The organism is Telluria sp. GW821-FHT07G12 (assembly GCF_059418525.1).
Map to the genome: position 1 here is coordinate 655,710 of NZ_JBWKQA010000001.1, position 18,629 is coordinate 674,338.

Sequence of the window (18,629 nt, forward strand, 5' to 3'; positions counted from 1 at the left end):
CTGTTCAACAAACAATTTTTCTGCGGCATCAAGAATGCTGTCACGTGTGGCAGCGGCCTCTTCTTTGGTTCTGCGGGCCATCGGCGCCTCTCTCCAATTTTTTGTGGTCTGAAAACATTAAACATACACTCGTGATAGTATATCTGGGTTTATCCAAAAGCCAGTGACGAATCGACTGTGGCGCCAACGAAGTGCCGCGGGCGGTCTTGTCCTTTTCTTAACAAAAGGAAGCTTAATGCGCTCTGCCCACTCCTCAACCTTGAATCTGACCAGGATCGCTGCGTGCACCCTGACCGCCCTGGCCCTGCTGTCGGCCTGCGGCAAGAAGGACGACGCCCCAGCCGGCGCCGGCGCCGCGGGCGGCAAGATGCCTCCGCCGCAAGTCGGCGTGATCACCACCAAATTCCAGCAGGTCGCCCTCGAGACCGAACTGCCGGCCCGCGTCGAAGCGATCCGCGTGGCCGAAGTGCGCGCCCGCGTCAACGGCGTCGTCCTCAAGCGCCTGTTCACCGAAGGCAGCATGGTCAAGCAGGGCCAGTCGCTGTTCCAGATCGATCCGGAACCCTACCAGGCACAGGTCAACAGCGCCCAGGCCGCACTCGGCCGCGCCCAGGCCACGCAAGCTTCGGCCGCCGCCACCGTCGAGCGCTACAAGCCGCTGGTCGAAGCGAATGCGGTCAGCAAGCAGGAGTACACCAACGCGGTCGCCGCCGCCAAGCAGGGCGAGGCCGACGTCAACGCCGCCAAGGCCCAGCTGCGCATCGCCCAGATCAACTACGGCTATGCGAACGTGTACGCGCCGATCTCGGGCCGCATCGGCCGCGCGCTGGTGACCGAAGGCGCGCTCGTCTCGGCCCAGGAAGCGACCCAGATGGCGCTGATCCAGCAGACCGACAACGTCTACCTGAACATCACCCAGTCCGCCGCCGACCTGCAGCGCCTGCGCAAGAGCGCCGGCAACCGCGGCATCGACTCGGCGATTCCGGTGTCGGTGGTCCTCGACGACGGCACGGAACTCGGCCGTAAAGGCAAGCTGCTGTTCTCCGACGTGACTGTCGACCCGACCAGCGGCCAGGTCACCCTGCGCGCCCAGGTTGCGAACCCGGACAACGCCCTGCTGCCGGGCCAGTACGTGCGCGTGCGCCTGGCCCAGGCCGAACTCCCGGCCGGCATCGTGGTGCCGCAACAGGCCGTGACCCGCGGCGGCCAGACCGGCGATACCCTGATGGTGATCGGCGCGGACAACAAGCCGACCCCGCGCACCGTCAAGATCGCATCCCAGGAAGGCAGCAATTGGGTCATCACCGACGGCCTGAAGGAAGGCGAGAAAGTGATGGTCGACGGCTTCCAGAAACTGCAGATGCTGCCGCCGGGTACGCCGGTGCAGCCGGTGCCTTGGACCCCGGTGTCCGACGGGACGCAGAGCAAAGCGCCGGCCGCCGCTCCTGCAGGTGCGCAGGCAAACGCGGCTAAATAAGAGAAACAGGAATTCGTTATGGCTCGTTTTTTTATTGACCGCCCAATTTTCGCCTGGGTGATCGCGCTGTTCATCATGGTGCTTGGTGCTGTCGCCATCAAGCAGCTGCCGATCGCGCAATATCCCACCGTGGCGCCACCGTCGATCGTGGTCAGCGTCGCCTACCCCGGCGCCTCGGCACAAACCCTCGAGGACTCGGTCATCTCCGTGATCGAGCGCGAGATGAACGGTTCCCCAGGCATGGTCTACATGGAGTCGACCAGCCAGGCCAACGGCACCGGTTCCATTACGATCTCCTTCGAGACCGGCACCGATCCCGACCTGGCCCAGGTCGACGTTCAGAACCGCCTGTCGCGCGCGGCCCCGCGCCTGCCGGCGGCCGTGACCCAGCAGGGCGTGCGCGTGGATAAAGCCCGCTCGAACTTCCTGCTGTTCACCATCCTCTCCTCGGACGACCCGAACTGGGACCCGATCGCGCTTGGCGACTACGCCTCGCGTAACGTGCTGCCCGAGATCCAGCGTATCAAGGGCGTGGGCCAGGCCCAGCTGTTCGGTACCGAGAAGGCGATGCGCGTCTGGATCGATCCGGCCAAACTGGTCGGCTTCAAGCTGTCGGCCGCGGACGTCAACAACGCGATCCGCACCCAGAACGCCCAGGTGGCTTCGGGCACCATCGGCGACCTGCCGCTGAACCTGGGCCAGCAGATCACCGCCACCGTGGTGGTCACCGGCCAGCTGTCGAACGTCGAACAGTTCGGCAACATCGTGCTGCGCGCGAACCCGGACGGCTCCACCGTGCGCCTGAAGGACGTGGCCCGCATCGAGATCGGCGGCCAGGCCTATACGACTTCCGCGCGCCTGAACGGCAAGCCGTCCACCGGTATCGGCGTGCAGCTGTCGCCGACCGGTAACGCGCTCGAAACCGCGAACCTGATCAAGGCCCGCATGGGCGAGCTGTCGAAGTACTTCCCGCACGGGATGAAGTACGCGATTCCCTACGACTCCACCAAGTTCATCCAGATCTCCATCAGCCAGGTCATCGAGACCCTGATCGAGGCCGTGATCCTGGTGTTCATCGTGATGTACGTCTTCCTGCAGAACATCCGCTACACCCTGATCCCGACCATCGTGGTGCCGGTCGCCCTGCTCGGCTCCTTCGCCACCCTGCTGGCGCTGGGCTTCTCGATCAACGTGCTGACCATGTTCGGCATGGTCCTTGTCATTGGTATCGTCGTCGACGATGCCATCGTGGTGGTGGAGAACGTCGAGCGCATCATGTCCGAGGAAGGCCTGCCGCCGCTTGCCGCCACCCGCAAGGCCATGGGCCAGATCTCGGGCGCGATCATCGGCGTGACCGTGGTGCTGATCTCGGTGTTCGTGCCGCTGGCCTTCTTCGCCGGCGCGGTCGGCAACATCTACCGCCAGTTCTCGGCGGTGATGGTGTCCTCGATCGCCTTCTCGGCCTTCCTGGCGCTGTCCCTGACCCCTGCCCTGTGCGCGCACCTGCTGAAGCCCGTCGACGCCGGCCACCACATGGAGAAGCGCGGCTTCTTCGGCTGGTTCAACCGCACCTTCAGCACCGGCGCCAAGCGCTATGAAGGTTTTGTCGGCAAGATCCTGCGCCGCACCGGCCGCGCGCTGATCGTGTTCGCGCTGCTGCTGGGCGTCGTCGGCCTCATCTTCACCAAGATGCCGAACTCCTTCCTGCCGAACGAAGACCAGGGCTACGTCATCGCCAACATCCAGCTGCCGCCGGGCGCCACCGCCGAGCGCACCAGCGCCGTGCTGAAGGCCGCCGAAGACTATGTGATGAAGCAGCCGGAAGTGGCCGACATGGTGTCCGTGACCGGCTTCTCGTTCTCGGGCCAGGGCCAGAACATGGGCCTCGCCTTCATCCCGCTGAAGTCCTGGGACGAGCGCAAGGCGAAAGGCTCGGACGCACAGAGCCTGGCCGGCCGCATCACGGGTCACCTGATGGGCCTGCGCGACGCCTTCATCTTCGTGGTGAGCCCGCCGCCGATCCCGGAACTGGGCCGCGGCGCCGGCTTCTCCTTCCGTCTCCAGGACCGTGGTGGCCTCGGCCACGCAGCCCTGCTGCAAGCGCGTAACCAGTTGCTGGGCATGGCGATGCAGAGCAAGGTCCTGACCGGCATCCGTCCGGAAGGCCTGGAAGACGCACCGCAGCTGCAGCTCGACATCGACCGCGACAAGGCGCAGGCCCTGGGCGTGACCTTCGATGCGATCAACACCGCGATCTCGACCTCGCTGGGTTCGAGCTACGTGAACGACTTCCCGAACGCCGGCCGCCTGCAGCGCGTGGTGGTGCAGGCCGATGCGAAGGATCGCATGCAGCCGGAAGACCTGCTGCGCCTGAACGCCATGAACACCAAGGGCCAGCCGGTGCCGCTGTCGGCCTTCGCCAGCACGAAGTGGATCAACGGCCCGCAGCAGACCACCCGCTACAACGGCTATCCGGCGATGAGCATCACAGGCGAACCGAAGCCGGGTTACTCGTCCGGCGACGCCCTGCAGGAGATGCAGAACCTGGCGGCCAAGCTGCCGGCGGGCTTCGCCTACGAATGGACCGGCCAGTCGCGCGAGGAAATCCTGTCCGGTTCGACCGTGTTCGTGCTGATCGGCTTCTCGCTGCTGGCCGTGTTCCTGGCCCTGGCCGCGCTGTATGAAAGCTGGTCGATCCCGGTCTCGGTGCTGCTGGTGGTGCCGCTGGGTGTGCTCGGCTCGCTGCTGGCCGCCACCATGCGCGGCATGCCGAACGACGTCTACTTCAAGGTCGGCCTGATCACCGTGATCGGCCTGGCGGCGAAGAACGCGATCCTGATCATCGAGTTCGCGAAGGATCTGCAGGCGCAGGGCAAGTCGCCGATCGAAGCGGCCATCGAAGCTGCCCACCTGCGCTTCCGTCCGATTATCATGACCTCGCTGGCCTTCATCCTCGGCGTGCTGCCGCTGGTGATCGCGGGCGGCGCCGGTGCGGCTTCGCAGCGCGCCATCGGTACCGGCGTGATGGGCGGCATGATCACCGCGACCGCGCTCGGCGTGTTCTTCGTGCCGGTGTTCTTCGTGGTCATCCGCAGCTTCTTCAAGGGCAGCAAGCGCCAGCAGGAGGTCTACGAACACCACGCCGACAGCGCCGGCATTGTGAAGGAAGAGATTAAATGAAAAAAATGAAAAACGTCCTGACTCCCCTGGTCCTGGCCCTGTCCCTGGCCGGCTGCGTGAACCTGGCGCCGAAGTACGAGCGCCCGGCCGCCCCGGTGGCCGGCGCCTTCCCGACCGTGGAAGGCACCGTCAACAGCGGCAATCCGGTGGCGAATGAGGCCCCGGCCACCATCGCCTGGCAGCGCTTCTTTGCGGATGCGCGCCTGCAGCAGCTGATCCAGATGGCGCTGGCCAACAACCGCGACCTGCGCGTGTCTATCTTGAATATCGAGCAGGCGCGCGCCGCCTTCCAGATCCAGCGCGCGGCACAATTCCCGGCGATCAATGGCGGCATCACTGCCAGCCGCGCTTCGACGCCCGGCGATGCGCCGCTGGCCAGCAGCTACCAGGTCGGCCTGTCGGTCAGCCAGTTCGAGCTCGACCTGTTCGGCCGCGTGCGCAACCTGAGCGATGCGGCGCTGGCGCAGTACCTGGCGACCGAGGAAGCGCGCAAGACCGCGCAGATCAGCCTGATCGCCACGGTGGCCAACACCTATCTGTCCCTGCTGGCCGACAAGGAGCTGCTGGACCTGACCCAGCAGACCCTCAAGACGCGCGAGGAATCGCTGCGCCTCTCCCAGCTGCGCTTCGAGAACGGCGTGATCTCCAAGCTCGACCTGCAGCTGGCGGTCTCGCTGGTCGAACAGGCCCGCACCGTGCTGGCGCAGCAGCAGCGCCTGATCGCGCAGGACACGAATGCGCTGACCCTGCTGGTCGGCCAGACCATTCCTGACACCCTGCCGCCGGGCGGCACCCTGGCCAGCACCAACCTGCCGGACCTGCCGGCCGGCATGCCGTCGGACCTGCTGGTCTCGCGTCCGGACGTCCGCGCCGCCGAGCAGCAGCTGATCGCAGCCAACGCCGACATCGGCGCGGCGCGCGCGAACTACTTCCCGCGCATCACGCTGACCGGCAGCGGCGGCACCGCCAGCTCGGAACTGTCGGGCCTGTTCAAGTCCGGTTCCTACGGCTGGACCTTCGCGCCGCAGGCGATCCTGCCGCTGTTCGACTTCGGCGCCCGCCGCGCCGGCGTCGAGAGCGCCCGCGCCGGCCGCGACATCGCCGTGGCCCGCTACGAGAAGTCGATCCAGTCGGCCTTCCGCGAAGTCTCGGACGCGCTGGCCGGCCAGGCCACCTTCAGCGAGCAGCTGCGCGCCCAGCAGGCCGTGGCCGCCGCGGAAGCCGACCGCTTCAACCTGTCGGACCTGCGCTACCGCAACGGCACCGCCAGCTACCTGGACCTGCTGGACGCCCAGCGTTCGCTGTTCACCGCCCAGCAGCAGGCGATCCAGGCGAACCTGGCGCGCCTGCAGAACCAGGTGACGCTGTACCGCGTGCTCGGTGGCGGCTGGAGCGAGCCTGCCAACGCGACGGCGACTACCGCACGCTGAGTTACTTCGCATAATTGAAAGCGCCCTGCCGGGGCCGGACTGCGATTTCGGTATGATGAAATCGCAGGCCGGCCCCGGTCTCTTTTTGCGGCGTCTTTCATGCCATGCGAACCTTTCTGCGCTCACATTGGAAAGTCCTGGTCGCCATCGTCCTGCTGGTGCTGCTGGCGCTGTTCACCGTGACGCCGGGGGCCGCCGTGGCCGAACCTTCGCTGGCGCTGCGCCTGCGCGCCGACGCGGCCGCCATCGCGTCCAGCGAACAGGACCCGACGCACTATATCGAGGGCGTACTGCAGGCTGAGGGCTATGCGGTGCGGCGCCAGGCCTACCGGCTCGGCGGCAGGAAGGTGGACAACATCGAGGCGTCGGTGGCCAACCTTGCCCCGAACGCGAAGCCGGCGCGCATCTTCATCGTCGGCGCCCGTTACGACCGGAATGGCAGCGGCAGCGCAGCCGTGCTCGCACTGGCGCGCCTGTTGAAGGACATGCGTCCGAGCCATGGCACCGAAGTGAAGTTCGTGTTCTTTGTCGACGAGGCGCCGTCCTCGTCTTCGTCCGAGGACGAGGCGCTGGGCAGCGTGGAGCACGACGATGCCTCGCCGGTGCTGGCCGCCATCGGCTGGTATTCGCAGCGCCAGAGCCGAAAGCTGGCGCAGGCGATGGCGGACTGCTATCCGGACACCGGCTACCCGGACACCGGCAACTTCATCGCCTTCGTCGGCACGCTGGAAGCCTCGCGCCGGGTGCAGGACGCGCTATCGGCCTTCCGCGCCATCTCCGACTTCCCGGCCCATGGCCTGGCCACCCCGGCCTACGTGCAGGGCGTGACCTTTTCCGACCACGCCTCCTACCAGCGCTTCGGCTATCCGGCGATCATGATCACGGACACGGGATTCCTGCGCTACCCCTACTACCAGACGACAACGAAGGACGGGGCCGGGGACACGCTGGAAAAGCTCGACTACGACAGCACGGCGCGCGTGGTGCAGGGCTTGGCCCGTACCATCGTCCGGCTCGCCTCAGGGGCGCGCACCTGAGCGGTGCATATTTGCGACAAACCACCGCCGCCGTGTAAAAAGTTTTTCCATACCGCAAGTAAATATCGCATACTTTCCTCGGATAGTGCGCCCAAGCACTAGCTTAATAAAAAATAAACAAGAGGGGACACATGAAGTATTTCCTGCGTCACACGCGCATAGGCACCCGCCTGGCCGTCGCCTTTGCATCGATCCTGGTACTCGCCACCATCGCCACCGCTTCCGCCCTGCTGACCGCCCGCGCCAATGCGAACGCCACCGAAAGGATGCTGGCCGTCCCGCTCGCCAAGGAGCGCCTGGTATCGGACTGGAATGTGAACACCTACTCCGCCATCGTGCGCACCTCCCTGATCGCGCGCAGCACGGACGGGACCCTGAGCACCGTGTTCGCCAAGGACATCGCCGACAGCGTGACCCGCAGCACCGAGATCATCAAGCAGGTCGAACCCCTGCTCGACTCGCCGGAAGAGAAAGCCCAGCTGGCCAAGGTGCAGGACCTGCGCGCCAAATACCAGGCGGCCAAGGTCGAGGTCATGAATGCGAAGAAGGCCGGCGACGCCGAAACCGCCGAGCGCCGCTACAACGAAGGTTTCGCCCCAGCCGCCCAGGCCTATTCCGCCGGACTGCAGGAACTGCTGTCCATGCAGCGCAAGACCATCGACCAGATGACGACCGCCAGCCGCGCCGCCTATGACGAACGGGCGCGCCTGGTGCTGTTGCTGAACGTGCTGATGGTGGTGCTGGGCGTCTTCGGCGCGGTAGCGATCACGCGCAGCATCATCCGTCCACTGTCGCGCGCCGTGAAGGTGGCCGAAACGGTGGCGGGCGGCGACCTGACCGGCTCCTTCCACCATGGCCGCAAAGACGAAATCGGCGATCTCATGCGCGCCATGCAGTCCATGAACGATGGCCTGGCAAAGGTGGTGGCGGAAGTGAAGGAAGGCACGCGCACGATCGCCGCCGGCAGCACCGAGATCGCCAGCGGCAACCTCGATCTCTCGAGCCGCACCGAGCAGCAGGCAAGTTCGCTGGAAGAAACCGCGGCATCGATGGAAGAACTGACGTCGACCGTGCGCCACAACGCCGACAACGCCACCCAGGCCAACCAGATGGCGCAGGCGGCATCCGCGGTGGCGACTCGCGGCGGCGAGATCGTCGGCCAGGTGGTGCAGACCATGGGCGCCATCGACGGCGCTTCGCGCAAGATCGTCGACATCATCGGCGTCATCGACGGCATCGCCTTCCAGACCAATATCCTGGCCCTGAACGCGGCCGTGGAGGCGGCGCGCGCCGGCGAACAGGGCCGCGGCTTCGCGGTCGTGGCCTCCGAAGTGCGCAACCTGGCGCAGCGCTCGGCCACCGCGGCGCGCGAGATCAAGGGTTTAATCGGCGACTCGGTGACCCAGGTGAATGCCGGCACGGCGCTGGTGCAGCAGGCCGGCGCGACGATCGAGGAAGTGGTGGCCAGCGTGGCGCGCGTGACCGACATCATGGCCGAGATCACCGCCGCCAGCCGCGAGCAGAGCGCCGGCATCGATCAGGTGAATGCCGCGATCACGCAGATGGACCAGGCCACTCAGCAGAACGCGGCGCTGGTCGAGGAAGCCGCTGCGGCGGCGACCAGCATGCAGGACCAGTCGGCACGGCTGGAAGAACTGATGCGCCGCTTCCGGGTCGCCGATCCGGGCAAGGCGCTGGCCCTGCGCTGATTCTAGTCCGTCAGGAACATCTCTTGTAAATCGTTGAGGAAGCGCTGCCCCAGTTCGGTCGGCTTGATCAGCTTGAAGTCGCGGTAGATCAGGCCCTTGCCCTCGGCTTCGTTGAGGGCTTTTTCGATGGCCGTGATCGACATGCCGGTGCGCTCGCCGAACAGGTTCGGGTCGAAGCCGCCGGTCAGGCGCAGCGTGTTGAGCATGAACTCGAAGCCCATCTCGGCGCGCGTGATCTCGTGTTCCTCGCTCACCGCATTGCCCTTTTGCGCCGCCTCGATGAAGGAGCCCGGTTGCTTGTAGCGCGCCTGGCGCAGCACGCGGTGCGGGAAGGACAGCTTCGAATGGGCGCCGGCGCCGATGCCGAGATAGTCGCCGAAATTCCAGTAATTCAGGTTGTGGCGCGCCTGGTGTCCCGGCTTCGCATAGGCCGAGACCTCGTAGTGCTGGTACCCCGCAGCTTTCATGGTCTCCGCAATCATGTCCTGGATGTCGGCGCTCTCGTCGTCGCTGGGCAGCTGCGGCGGATACTTGGCGAACACTGTGTTCGGCTCCATCGTCAGGTGGTACAGCGACAGGTGCGGCGGCGCATACGACAGCGCGGTATCGATGTCGCGTCGCGCTTCTTCCAGCGTCTGCCCCGGCAGCGCGTACATCAGGTCGAGGTTGAAGGTGTCGAAGTTGGCCTGCGCGATCTCGACGGCCTTTCTCGCCTCGTTCTCGTCATGGATGCGGCCCAGCGCCTGCAAATGCCTGCCGTTGAAGCTCTGGATGCCGATCGACAGGCGGGTGATGCCGCTGGCACGGTAGGACTTGAACTTCTCGGCCTCGAAGGTGCCGGGGTTCGCTTCCATCGTGATCTCGGCATTGATCTCCAGCGGCAGCAGGGTGCGCAGGTCGGACAGCAGGCGGTCCAGCGCGGCCGCCGACATCAGGCTGGGCGTGCCGCCGCCGATGAACACGGTGTGGATCTTGCGGCCCCAGATCAGGGGCAGCGACTGTTCGAGGTCGGCGCGCAGCGCGTCCAGGTAGGCCTGCTCCGGGATCGGGCCGTTCGATTCGTGCGAGTTGAAATCGCAGTAGGGGCACTTGCGCACGCACCAGGGCCAGTGGATGTACAGCGACAGCGGCGGCAGCGCAGTGAGGTTCAGCGCACCGGGCTGCAGGTATTGCAGGGCGGCGGCGGCCGGATTGCGCGGCTCGGTATTCGCCGGGATGCCGTTGCCGACGGGTTTAATCGGGATCATTTCAGTTTCAACTTTTCGACCAGCGCGCGGATTGCCTGGCCACGGTGAGAGATGGCGTTCTTCTCGGAGGGCTCCAGCTCGGCGGTGGTCTTGCCCAGTGCCGGGATCAGGAAGTACGGATCGTAGCCGAAGCCGTTGGCGCCGCGCGGGGTGTCGACGATCTGGCCACGCCAGACGCCGTCGGCGATGACCGGCTGCGGATCGTCGGCATGGCGCACGTAGACCAGCACGCAATAGTAATAGGCCGACTTGTCGGCGTGGCTGGCGAGGTCCTCGATCAGCTTCTCGTTGTTGCGGGCGTCCGACTTCGGCTCGCCGGCATAGCGCGCCGAATACACGCCCGGGGCGCCGCCCAGGGCATTCACGCACACGCCGGAATCGTCGGCCAGCGCCGGCAGGCCGGTCAGGCGGGCGGCGTGGCGGGCCTTCTGCAGGGCGTTTTCGACGAAGGTGCCGAAGGGCTCCTCGGCTTCCGGCACCTTGAATTCGCCCTGCGGATGCAGTTCGAAACCGATCGGGGCCAGCAGCTGGGCAAATTCCTTGAGCTTGCCCGCGTTGTTGGAGGCAAGGATGAGGCGTTGGGTCATGGTCGTTCTTGGAGAGGCGTGGAAGGCGTTATTTTAGCCTTCTTGACCTCTCCGGGTACGACACCGCGCTATCGGCCGCCTGAACTCAGCGGCCGCGGCGCCACGCCTTCGTTGGTCATGACCACCGGCCGGATCGTGCCGTCCTCATTGAAGTAAAGCCGCTCGATGGCCATCTCGCGATGGTGGCCGTTGTCATCCTTCAAAGGCCGGCGGTGGTAGGCGATGTACCAGTCGTCGGTCCCGGGAATGTTCACCACCGAGTGATGCCCTGCCCCGCGCGCAATCTTCCCGTCCTGCGCGAGGATGGTGCCGACGCGTTTGAAGGGCCCGAAGGGCGTCGAGCCCATGGCGTAGGCGACGCGGTAGTCCGGCCCGGTCCATCCCCCTTCGGACCACATCAGGTAATACACGCCCTTGCGCTTGGCCATGAAGGAGCCTTCGACGTATTCGGGATCGGGCGTGATCTCCTTGTAGGTGCTGCCGTCCGGGAAAGGCAGGAGGCTGAGCAGGTCGGGCGCCAGCTTGACCACGTTGGCATGCTTCCAGCCGCCGTAATACATGTACATCTGCCCGTCGTCGTCCTTGAAGACCATCTGGTCGATCGGCTGGGCGCCGTTCACGATCTCGCCGATCAGCGGCTTGCCGAGGGCATCCCTGAACGGTCCCTCGGGACCGTCGCTGACGGCGACGCCGATGCCGCCCAGCTGGCCGTTGGTCTTGATGTCGTTCGCACCGAAGAACAGGTAGTACTTGCCCTTGTGCTCGATGGCCGAGGGCGCCCACATGGCGTAGGCGGCCCAGGCGACGTTTTCGACGTCGAGCGCACGCTCGTGCTTCGTCCAGTGCACCAGGTCGGGCGAGGAAAACACGTCGAGGAAGGTCTGCTTCAGGTAGGGTTCCCAGATCAGGTCCTTCCGGGCGCGCATCTCCTTCTGCTGCGGCGTGAACTTGCTGGCGCGGGCCGGCTTGCCGACATCGTCGGAATAAGTCGGGTAGATCCAATACTGGCCCTTGAAGATACGGATCTCGGGATCGGCGTACCAACCGGGGACGATGGGATTGGCTGCCTGCGCGAGCGTGCCGGCGGCGGCCATCAACAGCGAGATGACAGCGCGCGTTACGAAACGTGGATTTTTCTTCATCGTTCTCATCCAAGTAAATAGCTGAAACATTATCTCCGACGAAGAAGCCGGGAGCGCCGAAAACGCCGCGCGCCCAGGCCTGTTTCGTGGAAGCGCGTAAACGCAGCTGCCTGCCTATCAGATCGGCTAGGTACCGTGGAAACGATCCCATTTCCTGCTAGCATACGCATCACTTGTTCATTACATAATTACATAAGGAAAAGGAGACCTATGAGCACGACAGAAATCTTCCTGCTGGCGATGCTGCTGATCTTTGTTGCACCCTACCTGGTCTGGCGGCTGGGCCGGACCGATTATTTTGCGCCCCTGGCCATTGTGCAGATCATCATGGGCATCATCCTCGGCCCGGGCGTGATCGGCGCTTTCTTTCCCGAGTATCACAAGTTCGTCTTCAATCCCGACGTTGTGAAGACCTTGAACGGCATCGCGCAATGGGGCGTGATGTTGTTCGTAATGCTGGCCGGCATAGAACTCGACCTGAAGAAGGTCTGGCAATACCGCCGCGAGAGCGCGACCACGGCCGGCCTGTCGCTCGGCATGCCGCTGCTGTTCGGCTGCGCCGCCGCCCTGCTGCTGCTGAACTATCCTGGCTGGATAGGCACCAAGGCCGCGCCATGGCAATTCCTGCTGGGCACCGGCATGGGCTGCGCAGTCACCGCGCTGCCGGTGCTGGTACTGCTGATGGAGAAGCTGGACATCCTGCGCCAGCCGATGGGCCAGCGCCTGCTGCGCTACGCCAGCCTGGACGACGTTGCGATCTGGGGCGTGCTGGCGCTGATCATGCTGGACTGGGAGCGCGTCGGCCGCCAGCTCGGCTTCCTGGCCGCCTTCGCCGTGCTGACCCTGGTGTTCCGTCGCCTGATGGTGCGCCTGCCGCGCAGCGACCGCTGGTACGTCGCGACGATCTGGCTGATCGCCTGCGCCTTCGGCGCCGACTGGGCCGGCCTGCACTTCATGGTCGGCGCCTTCCTGGCCGGCGTGGTAATGGACGTCGAATGGTTCGGCCAGGAGCAGCTGGACGCGCTGTTCAAGCACGTGCTGCTGGTACTGATGCCGGTGTTCTTCCTCAGCACCGGGCTGCGCACCAAGTGGGACCTGGGCGGCTACCAGGTGTTCTTCGCCGCCGGCCTGCTGCTGTTCGCCTCCGTCGGCGGCAAGCTGGCCGGCGCCCACATCGCCGGCAAGGTTCTCAAGTGGAAGGACGGCGAAGCATCGATCATCGGCTGGCTGCTTCAAACCAAGGGCCTGATCGAGATCATCTTCGCCAACATCCTGCTCGACAAGCAGATCATCACCAGCGAAACCTTCACGGCCTTGCTGCTGATGGCGGTCGGCAGTACCATGTTGACGATCCCGGTCGTGCATCCCAAGCTGCACCGGGAGCAGCACCGAGGGCTTGTGAACCAGGCCAGTTCCTGAAAACTAAATAAACGATATGGCGAGAACCGGACTCACGAAATCGCAGGTCAGGACCTGCCGCGACCAGCTGCTGGCGGAGGGACGCTACCCTTCCGTCGACGCGGTGCGGCTGGCCCTCGGGAATACCGGCTCGAAGTCGACCATCCACCGCTTCCTGAAGGAGCTGGCCGACGAGGACAAGGGCCTCGAGGCCGGCCTCCGGCGCGAGGACACCGCGCGCAGCCTGCACGACTTCGTCGAGCAGCTGGCCGACCGCCTGCACGGCGACGCCCAGCAGCGCATGCGCCGGCTCGAGGCCGCGCATGAACAGGCGCTGCGCGAGAAGGAGCGCGAGCTGGCCGCACTGCGCGAGACGATTGCGAAGCTCGAAGCCCGGGTGGAAGAACTGGAAGAGCGGGAAGAGGATCGCGGCTACGATGGCTTCGACAAGCGGCCGCGCCAGATCGCCACGGAATTCGGGCTGTTCAGCAGCCGCCTGTCCACCTCGCGCGGCGGCAGCCGCGATATCTCGCCCTTCAGTATGGTGGTGGGCGGGGCGCGTTCGGAAGTCTTCGATGTCGACAACCTGTTCCCGGCGGCGCCCAAGCTGTCGTAGGGTGGGCACCCCGTGCCCACCCTACGCGATTCAGCCCGCCAGGCCCAGCGCCTGCTTCTGCAAGGTCACCAGCTCGCGAATCCCCTGCTCGGCCAGGTCCAGCAGGCGGTTCATGCCGGCGCGCGAGAAGGCCGCGCCTTCGGCCGTGCCCTGCACTTCGACGAAGTGGCCGAGGTCGGTCATCACCACGTTCATGTCGGTGTCGCAGTCCGAGTCTTCGATGTAGTCGAGGTCCAGCACCGGCATGCCCTTGTAGACGCCCACCGAGACCGCCGCCACGAACTGCTTGACCGGCACCGAGGCGATCAGGCCGCGTCCGACCAGCGCATTGAAGGCGTCGTAGGCGGCCACCATCGCGCCCGTGATCGAGGCGGTGCGGGTGCCGCCGTCGGCCTGGATCACGTCGCAGTCCAGGTGCAGGGTGCGCTCGCCGAAGGCGTCCAGGTCGAACGCGGCGCGCAGCGAACGGCCGATCAGGCGCTGGATTTCCTGGGTGCGGCCGGACTGCTTGCCGCGCGCGGCCTCGCGGTCCATGCGCGTGTGCGTCGAGCGCGGCAGCATGCCGTATTCGGCCGTCATCCAGCCCTGCCCTTTCCCTTTCAGGAAGCCCGGCACCTTCTCTTCGATGCTGGCGGTGCAGATCACCTTGGTGTCGCCGAATTCGATCAGCACCGAGCCCTCGGCGTGCTTGGTGTACTGGCGGGTGATGCGGACGGCGCGCAGCTGGTCGACCGTGCGGTTGCTTGGACGCGTGGTGAAAGTCATGATGAATCCTTTTTTATTTGAGTAGCTGGGATGATTTCTCGATCGCGTCGCGGATCTCTGCGATCGCCTTTTCGATGTCCTCGTCGCCGAAGTCGTCCAGCGAAGCAGCGGCCGGCTCCTCGGCCAGGCGGGTCGTGACCTCGCCTTCCGGCAGCATCATGGTCGAGACCATGCCGTCGTCGCCGCTCGAAGGGGCGTCGTGCGCACCCTGCCACTGGATGGCGAGGGCCGTGGTGTTGTCGCCGCGCGGGCCGGCGATGGCGGTGGCCATGCCGATCATGTCCGGCACCGCCTGCACGATGGTGTGGGTGGACAGCTGGTGCACGATCTCGGTGTCGGGCAGGATGCCCCACAAGCCGTCCGAGCAAAGCAGCAGCACGTCGCCCGGTTCCAGGCTGGCCTGGCGCGACAGCTCGACTTTCGGCGGCGTCGACGCGCCCAGGCAGCTGTAGAGTTTATTGCGGTCGGGGTGGGTGCTGCGTTCGCTGGGGTCGGCCAGGCCTTTGGCGATCAGGTGCTCGATGTGCGAATGGTCGCGCGTGCGCGCCAGGATCTGGCCGCGCCGCAGCCAGTACAGGCGCGAGTCGCCGCAGTGCGCCCATACGGCGCAGTTGTGCTGGACCAGGCAGGCGACGATCGTGGTGCGCGGACTGTCCGACATGCCGTGTTCGCGGGCGTAGCGCTGGATCGCTTCATGGGCCTGTTCGAACGCGTCTTCGAGGAAGCGCTCCGGCTTCTTCACATAGGGCGTGGCCTGGCTGCGGAACAGGGCCGACATGGTTTGCAGGGCGATGCTGGCGGCGACCTCGCCGCGCTGGTGGCCGCCCATGCCGTCGGCCAGCACCAGCAGCAGGGCTTCGCGCGTGTAGCTGTAGCCCATGCGGTCCTGGTTGACCTTGCGGCCACCGATATGGCTTTGCTGGTAGACGGAAAACTGCATGGTAGTCCTAAGCGAATGGATTGATGCGGCTGACGAGGCTGCGCCAGCCGGACGGCGGCGGCTCCTCGGCCTGGGCCGGCGCGCGGGCAGCCTGGAGGCCGGCCTGCAGCACCTTCTGGACGGCGAACACGCTCTGCGGGCGCGCCAGCGGGTCCATCGCCAGGCAGGACTTCACCATCGCCACTAGGTCCGGCGAGTATGCGCCATCCAGCTTGGCGAAGCGGGATTCCATTTCATCGCGCGCCTTGCGCTGGTCGGCCGGCTGCGGCGGCGCGGCGGCCATGCAGGCATAGATGGCGGCGCCGATGCTGTAGATGTCGGTCCAGGGGCCGAGCGTGGCGCCCCTGGCGTACAGATCGGGGGCGGCAAAGCCCGGGGTGTACATCGGCGCCAGGGTCGGCGAGTCGGTGTTGATGGTCTGGCGCGCGGCGCCGAAGTCCAGCAGCAGCGGGGTGCCGTCGGTGCGCAGGTAGATGTTGGCCGGCTTCAGGTCCAGGTGCAGCAGCTTGTTGGCGTGGACCTCGCGCAGGCCGCCGCAGACGCCGTTGAAGGCCTGGCGGATGAAGCCTTCGCTGGCGCGCTGGCTCCTGGCCATCAGGCGCGAGATCTGCTCCTGCAGCGAGTGGCCGGATTCGTAGGCCATCACCATATAAACGGTGTCGTTGGCGCGGAAGAAGTTCAGGACACGCACCACGTTGGGATGGACGATCTTGGCCAGCGCCCTGCCCTCCTCGAAAAAGCACTTCAGGCCGATGCGGAACACCGGCAGATTGGCTTTCGAGATGATGGGAATGAGCTGGCCGGGCTGGCGCAGCGCCAGGGCGCTGGGGAGGTATTCCTTGATCGCGACCGCATTGCCGTCGCCGTCATATGCAAGATAAACAATACTGAACCCGCCGGACGCAATTTTCTTTACAATGCGATATCCGCCAATTTCCAGCCCTTCGGGCAGGGGAGCGTTATTTTGTGCAGCCATTTGGGAAGTATTCCTTGCGTAACACGGCGATTGTGTGGATAAATCACCGCTTTGTAAAGAATAAACGGGCCATCAAGGCCCTGTGATTATCCGGGGATCCAATTGAGCATTTCTAGCATGACAGGTTATGCGGTCGCCACCAGCGAAGGCGCTGCCGGCACCCTCACGATCGAGATCAAGAGCGTCAATTCACGCTTCCTCGATCTGCAGTTCCGCATCAACGACGAGCTGCGTGCGCTGGAACCCGACCTGCGCTCGGCGATCATGGCTGCGATCACCCGCGGCAAGGTGGAAGTCCGCCTCTCCTTCGGCCGCAAGGCCGCGAGCGGCTCCCAGGCGCTGAACCAGGAACTGCTGGCCGACCTCGCGCGGCTGCAGGCCGAAGTGTCGCGCCACTTCACATCCGCGCCCCAGATGACGGTGGCCGAGCTGCTGCGCTGGCCGGGTGTGATCGAGGAAGCGCAAGTGGGCCAGGAATCGCTGCAGGCCGATGTCGCCGAGCTCACCAAGCAGGTGGTGGCCGGCTTCGTCGACAGCCGCAGGCGCGAAGGCGCGGCCCTGGAAGCGATGCTGCTGTCGCGTATCGAATCGATGGAAGCCATCGTCAAGCGCATCACGCCGCTGATCCCGCAGGTGATCTCGCAGTTCCAGCAGAAGGCGGTCGAACGCATGCAGGATGCGCTGGGCCTGGCTGGCCACGGCAACCCGCAGGTGCTGACGCGACAGGAAGTCTTCGAGCGGATTCGCCAGGAAGTCACTTTGTATGGCATCCGCATCGACGTTTCCGAAGAGCTGTCGCGCCTGACTGCGCACCTGAACGAAACCCGCCACATCCTGAAAAAGGGCGGCCAGGTCGGCAAGCGCCTCGACTTCATGATGCAGGAACTGAACCGCGAAGCGAACACGCTGGGTGCCAAGGCTTCGGTCAAGGAATTGGCGGATGCATCGATGGAGCTCAAGCTGCTGATCGAGCAGATGCGGGAACAGGTACAGAATCTGGAATAATCGCTTTTCGCGGTATTCCTGTCGTGGGCACGGGGTGCCCACCCTACGATGGATGTAGGGTGGGCGCCACGTGCCCACGCCGATTTATGAACATCGCAAACGTAGCAAAAGGAACAACCATGATCACCAACGCCTTCTCCGGCAGTCTGTTCATCGTAGCCGCCCCGTCCGGCGCCGGCAAATCGACCCTGGTCAACGCCCTGCTGGCGCAGGAGCCGGGGATCAAGCTGTCGATCTCGACCACCACGCGCCCGCCGCGCCCGGGCGAGCAGGACGGCGTGCATTACCACTTCACGACCGCCGACGATTTCGTCGCCCGCGCCGACCGCGGCGAGTTCCTGGAATGGGCCGAAGTGCACGGCAATTACTACGGCACCAGCCGCCTGAGCGTCGAACAGGAGATGAAAAACGGCGTCGACATCCTGCTCGAGATCGACTGGCAGGGCGCGCGCCAGGTGAAGAAGCTGTTCCCGGATGCGGCCGGCATCTTCATCCTGCCACCGTCGATCGCGGCGCTGGAAGAGCGCCTGCACAAGCGCGGCACCGACGAGCCGCACATCATCACGCGGCGTTTGTTGGCTGCGGGCGGCGAGATCGCTCACGCTCCCGAGTTCGAATATGCTATCATCAACGAAGAGTTCAATGTCGCCCTGTCCGAGCTGCAGGCGATTGTCAAAGCGACACGAGCACGTTTCGCCCAGCAGGCGGCCCGCAATGCTTCGCTGTTTGCACAGTTGGGAATCCACGCGCATCAACCGCAAGGCTAATCCTCCCGGATTAGCGATCGATCATTTTTTTGGAGTAGACCATGGCCCGCATCACCATCGAAGATTGCCTGAAAAACGTCCCGAACCGTTTCCAGCTGACCCTGGCCGCCACCTACCGCGCCCGCCAGCTGCTGCAGGGCCACACCCCGAAGGTCGAAGCCAAGGACAAGCCGACCGTCGTCGCGCTGCGCGAAATCGCTGCCGGTAAAGTCGGCCTGGAGATGCTGAAAAAGGTCCCTATGTAATTTTTTGGGGTCAGATCCCGAATCTTACGGGTGGGATCTGACCCCAACTGACTACTTGGGTCAGAATCAGTTAGGCCAGAATAAGTCGGGGTCAGAGCCCATCCGCAT

Annotated in this window: 16 protein-coding genes; 10 read left to right on the plus strand and 6 right to left on the minus strand. The window is 65.1% G+C overall.

What is annotated here, in order from left to right; translation table 11 throughout:
• Positions 1-235 precede the first annotated feature (235 nt).
• The 5 genes from AC07PE_RS03150 (at position 236) to AC07PE_RS03170 (ending at position 8,833) form a co-directional block, all read left to right on the plus strand.
• Entirely contained in the window at positions 236-1,477 is a 1,242-nt protein-coding gene (locus tag AC07PE_RS03150) for an efflux RND transporter periplasmic adaptor subunit (protein ID WP_498761488.1), read from the plus strand.
• Positions 1,478-1,495: 18 nt separating this feature from the next.
• Complete coding sequence (locus AC07PE_RS03155; RefSeq protein ID WP_498761489.1) at positions 1,496-4,657, plus strand: efflux RND transporter permease subunit; 3,162 nt, start codon at positions 1,496-1,498, stop codon at positions 4,655-4,657.
• On the plus strand, positions 4,654-6,087 hold the full coding sequence (locus AC07PE_RS03160) for an efflux transporter outer membrane subunit (protein WP_498761491.1): 1,434 nt from the start codon (positions 4,654-4,656) through the stop codon (positions 6,085-6,087). Before AC07PE_RS03155 ends, AC07PE_RS03160 begins: the two co-directional genes overlap by 4 nt.
• A 104-nt stretch (positions 6,088-6,191) precedes the next feature.
• Positions 6,192-7,124 carry a zinc-binding metallopeptidase family protein gene (locus AC07PE_RS03165; protein WP_498761493.1) on the plus strand — a complete coding sequence of 311 codons (933 nt, stop codon included), beginning with the start codon at positions 6,192-6,194 and terminating at the stop codon, positions 7,122-7,124.
• A gap of 131 nt (positions 7,125-7,255) precedes the next feature.
• Positions 7,256-8,833: a methyl-accepting chemotaxis protein gene (locus AC07PE_RS03170; protein ID WP_498761495.1), complete on the plus strand. Its 1,578-nt coding sequence runs from the start codon at positions 7,256-7,258 to the stop codon at positions 8,831-8,833.
• 2 nt (positions 8,834-8,835) lie between these two features.
• Here the strand turns inward: AC07PE_RS03170 and hemW are convergent, their stop codons facing one another.
• The 3 genes from hemW to AC07PE_RS03185 all read right to left on the minus strand — a co-directional run bounded on the left by hemW (position 8,836) and on the right by AC07PE_RS03185 (position 11,809).
• On the minus strand, positions 8,836-10,080 hold the full coding sequence (hemW, locus tag AC07PE_RS03175) for a radical SAM family heme chaperone HemW (RefSeq protein WP_498761497.1): 1,245 nt from the start codon (positions 10,078-10,080) through the stop codon (positions 8,836-8,838).
• Positions 10,077-10,667, minus strand: a complete 591-nt coding sequence (rdgB, locus tag AC07PE_RS03180) for an RdgB/HAM1 family non-canonical purine NTP pyrophosphatase (RefSeq protein ID WP_498761499.1) — start codon at positions 10,665-10,667, stop codon at positions 10,077-10,079. The genes hemW and rdgB overlap by 4 nt, the downstream gene beginning before the upstream one ends.
• 68 nt (positions 10,668-10,735) lie before the next feature.
• Positions 10,736-11,809 (minus strand): glycoside hydrolase family 43 protein, encoded by a 1,074-nt coding sequence (locus tag AC07PE_RS03185; protein WP_498761501.1) that lies wholly within the window; start codon positions 11,807-11,809, stop codon positions 10,736-10,738.
• A gap of 210 nt (positions 11,810-12,019) precedes the next feature.
• Between AC07PE_RS03185 and AC07PE_RS03190 the strand changes: the two genes are divergently transcribed.
• Together AC07PE_RS03190 and AC07PE_RS03195 are read left to right on the plus strand one after the other, a co-directional pair.
• Positions 12,020-13,228, plus strand: a complete 1,209-nt coding sequence (locus AC07PE_RS03190) for a cation:proton antiporter (RefSeq protein WP_498761503.1) — start codon at positions 12,020-12,022, stop codon at positions 13,226-13,228.
• Positions 13,229-13,244: 16 nt separating this feature from the next.
• Complete coding sequence (locus tag AC07PE_RS03195) at positions 13,245-13,823, plus strand: DNA-binding protein (protein WP_498761505.1); 579 nt, start codon at positions 13,245-13,247, stop codon at positions 13,821-13,823.
• Positions 13,824-13,853: 30 nt separating this feature from the next.
• Here AC07PE_RS03195 and rph read toward each other — a convergent pair whose 3' ends face one another.
• The 3 genes from rph to AC07PE_RS03210 are packed head-to-tail and all read right to left on the minus strand — an operon-like array spanning position 13,854 to position 16,504.
• Positions 13,854-14,588 carry a ribonuclease PH gene (gene rph / locus AC07PE_RS03200; RefSeq protein WP_498761507.1) on the minus strand — a complete coding sequence of 245 codons (735 nt, stop codon included), beginning with the start codon at positions 14,586-14,588 and terminating at the stop codon, positions 13,854-13,856.
• Positions 14,589-14,601: 13 nt separating this feature from the next.
• The gene (locus AC07PE_RS03205) at positions 14,602-15,528 is read right to left on the minus strand and encodes a PP2C family protein-serine/threonine phosphatase (protein WP_498761508.1); all 927 of its coding nucleotides are present in this window, start codon (positions 15,526-15,528) and stop codon (positions 14,602-14,604) included.
• Positions 15,529-15,535: 7 nt separating this feature from the next.
• Entirely contained in the window at positions 15,536-16,504 is a 969-nt protein-coding gene (locus AC07PE_RS03210) for a serine/threonine protein kinase (protein WP_498761510.1), read from the minus strand.
• Positions 16,505-16,621: 117 nt separating this feature from the next.
• Here AC07PE_RS03210 and AC07PE_RS03215 point away from each other — a divergent pair, with 117 nt between their 5' ends.
• From AC07PE_RS03215 to rpoZ, 3 genes are all read left to right on the plus strand, one after another.
• Positions 16,622-17,509 carry a YicC/YloC family endoribonuclease gene (locus tag AC07PE_RS03215; RefSeq protein ID WP_498761512.1) on the plus strand — a complete coding sequence of 296 codons (888 nt, stop codon included), beginning with the start codon at positions 16,622-16,624 and terminating at the stop codon, positions 17,507-17,509.
• Positions 17,510-17,628: 119 nt separating this feature from the next.
• Positions 17,629-18,276 (plus strand): guanylate kinase, encoded by a 648-nt coding sequence (gene gmk, locus AC07PE_RS03220; RefSeq protein ID WP_498761514.1) that lies wholly within the window; start codon positions 17,629-17,631, stop codon positions 18,274-18,276.
• Between the two features lie 41 nt (positions 18,277-18,317).
• Positions 18,318-18,521, plus strand: coding sequence for a DNA-directed RNA polymerase subunit omega (gene rpoZ / locus AC07PE_RS03225; RefSeq protein ID WP_005665923.1), 204 nt, complete (start codon positions 18,318-18,320; stop codon positions 18,519-18,521).
• Positions 18,522-18,629 lie beyond the last annotated feature (108 nt).

What these genes read in the sequence shown, in the direction of transcription:
- AC07PE_RS03150 (WP_498761488.1), top strand. Translation starts at nt 236, where the DNA reads ATGCGCTCTGCCCACTCCTCAACCTTGAATCTGACCAGGATCGCTGCG.
- AC07PE_RS03155 (WP_498761489.1), top strand. Translation starts at nt 1,496, where the DNA reads ATGGCTCGTTTTTTTATTGACCGCCCAATTTTCGCCTGGGTGATCGCG.
- AC07PE_RS03160 (WP_498761491.1), top strand. Translation starts at nt 4,654, where the DNA reads ATGAAAAAAATGAAAAACGTCCTGACTCCCCTGGTCCTGGCCCTGTCC.
- AC07PE_RS03165 (WP_498761493.1), top strand. Translation starts at nt 6,192, where the DNA reads ATGCGAACCTTTCTGCGCTCACATTGGAAAGTCCTGGTCGCCATCGTC.
- AC07PE_RS03170 (WP_498761495.1), top strand. Translation starts at nt 7,256, where the DNA reads ATGAAGTATTTCCTGCGTCACACGCGCATAGGCACCCGCCTGGCCGTC.
- hemW (WP_498761497.1), bottom strand. Translation starts at nt 10,080, where the DNA reads ATGATCCCGATTAAACCCGTCGGCAACGGCATCCCGGCGAATACCGAG.
- rdgB (WP_498761499.1), bottom strand. Translation starts at nt 10,667, where the DNA reads ATGACCCAACGCCTCATCCTTGCCTCCAACAACGCGGGCAAGCTCAAG.
- AC07PE_RS03185 (WP_498761501.1), bottom strand. Translation starts at nt 11,809, where the DNA reads ATGAAGAAAAATCCACGTTTCGTAACGCGCGCTGTCATCTCGCTGTTG.
- AC07PE_RS03190 (WP_498761503.1), top strand. Translation starts at nt 12,020, where the DNA reads ATGAGCACGACAGAAATCTTCCTGCTGGCGATGCTGCTGATCTTTGTT.
- AC07PE_RS03195 (WP_498761505.1), top strand. Translation starts at nt 13,245, where the DNA reads ATGGCGAGAACCGGACTCACGAAATCGCAGGTCAGGACCTGCCGCGAC.
- rph (WP_498761507.1), bottom strand. Translation starts at nt 14,588, where the DNA reads ATGACTTTCACCACGCGTCCAAGCAACCGCACGGTCGACCAGCTGCGC.
- AC07PE_RS03205 (WP_498761508.1), bottom strand. Translation starts at nt 15,528, where the DNA reads ATGCAGTTTTCCGTCTACCAGCAAAGCCATATCGGTGGCCGCAAGGTC.
- AC07PE_RS03210 (WP_498761510.1), bottom strand. Translation starts at nt 16,504, where the DNA reads ATGGCTGCACAAAATAACGCTCCCCTGCCCGAAGGGCTGGAAATTGGC.
- AC07PE_RS03215 (WP_498761512.1), top strand. Translation starts at nt 16,622, where the DNA reads ATGACAGGTTATGCGGTCGCCACCAGCGAAGGCGCTGCCGGCACCCTC.
- gmk (WP_498761514.1), top strand. Translation starts at nt 17,629, where the DNA reads ATGATCACCAACGCCTTCTCCGGCAGTCTGTTCATCGTAGCCGCCCCG.
- rpoZ (WP_005665923.1), top strand. Translation starts at nt 18,318, where the DNA reads ATGGCCCGCATCACCATCGAAGATTGCCTGAAAAACGTCCCGAACCGT.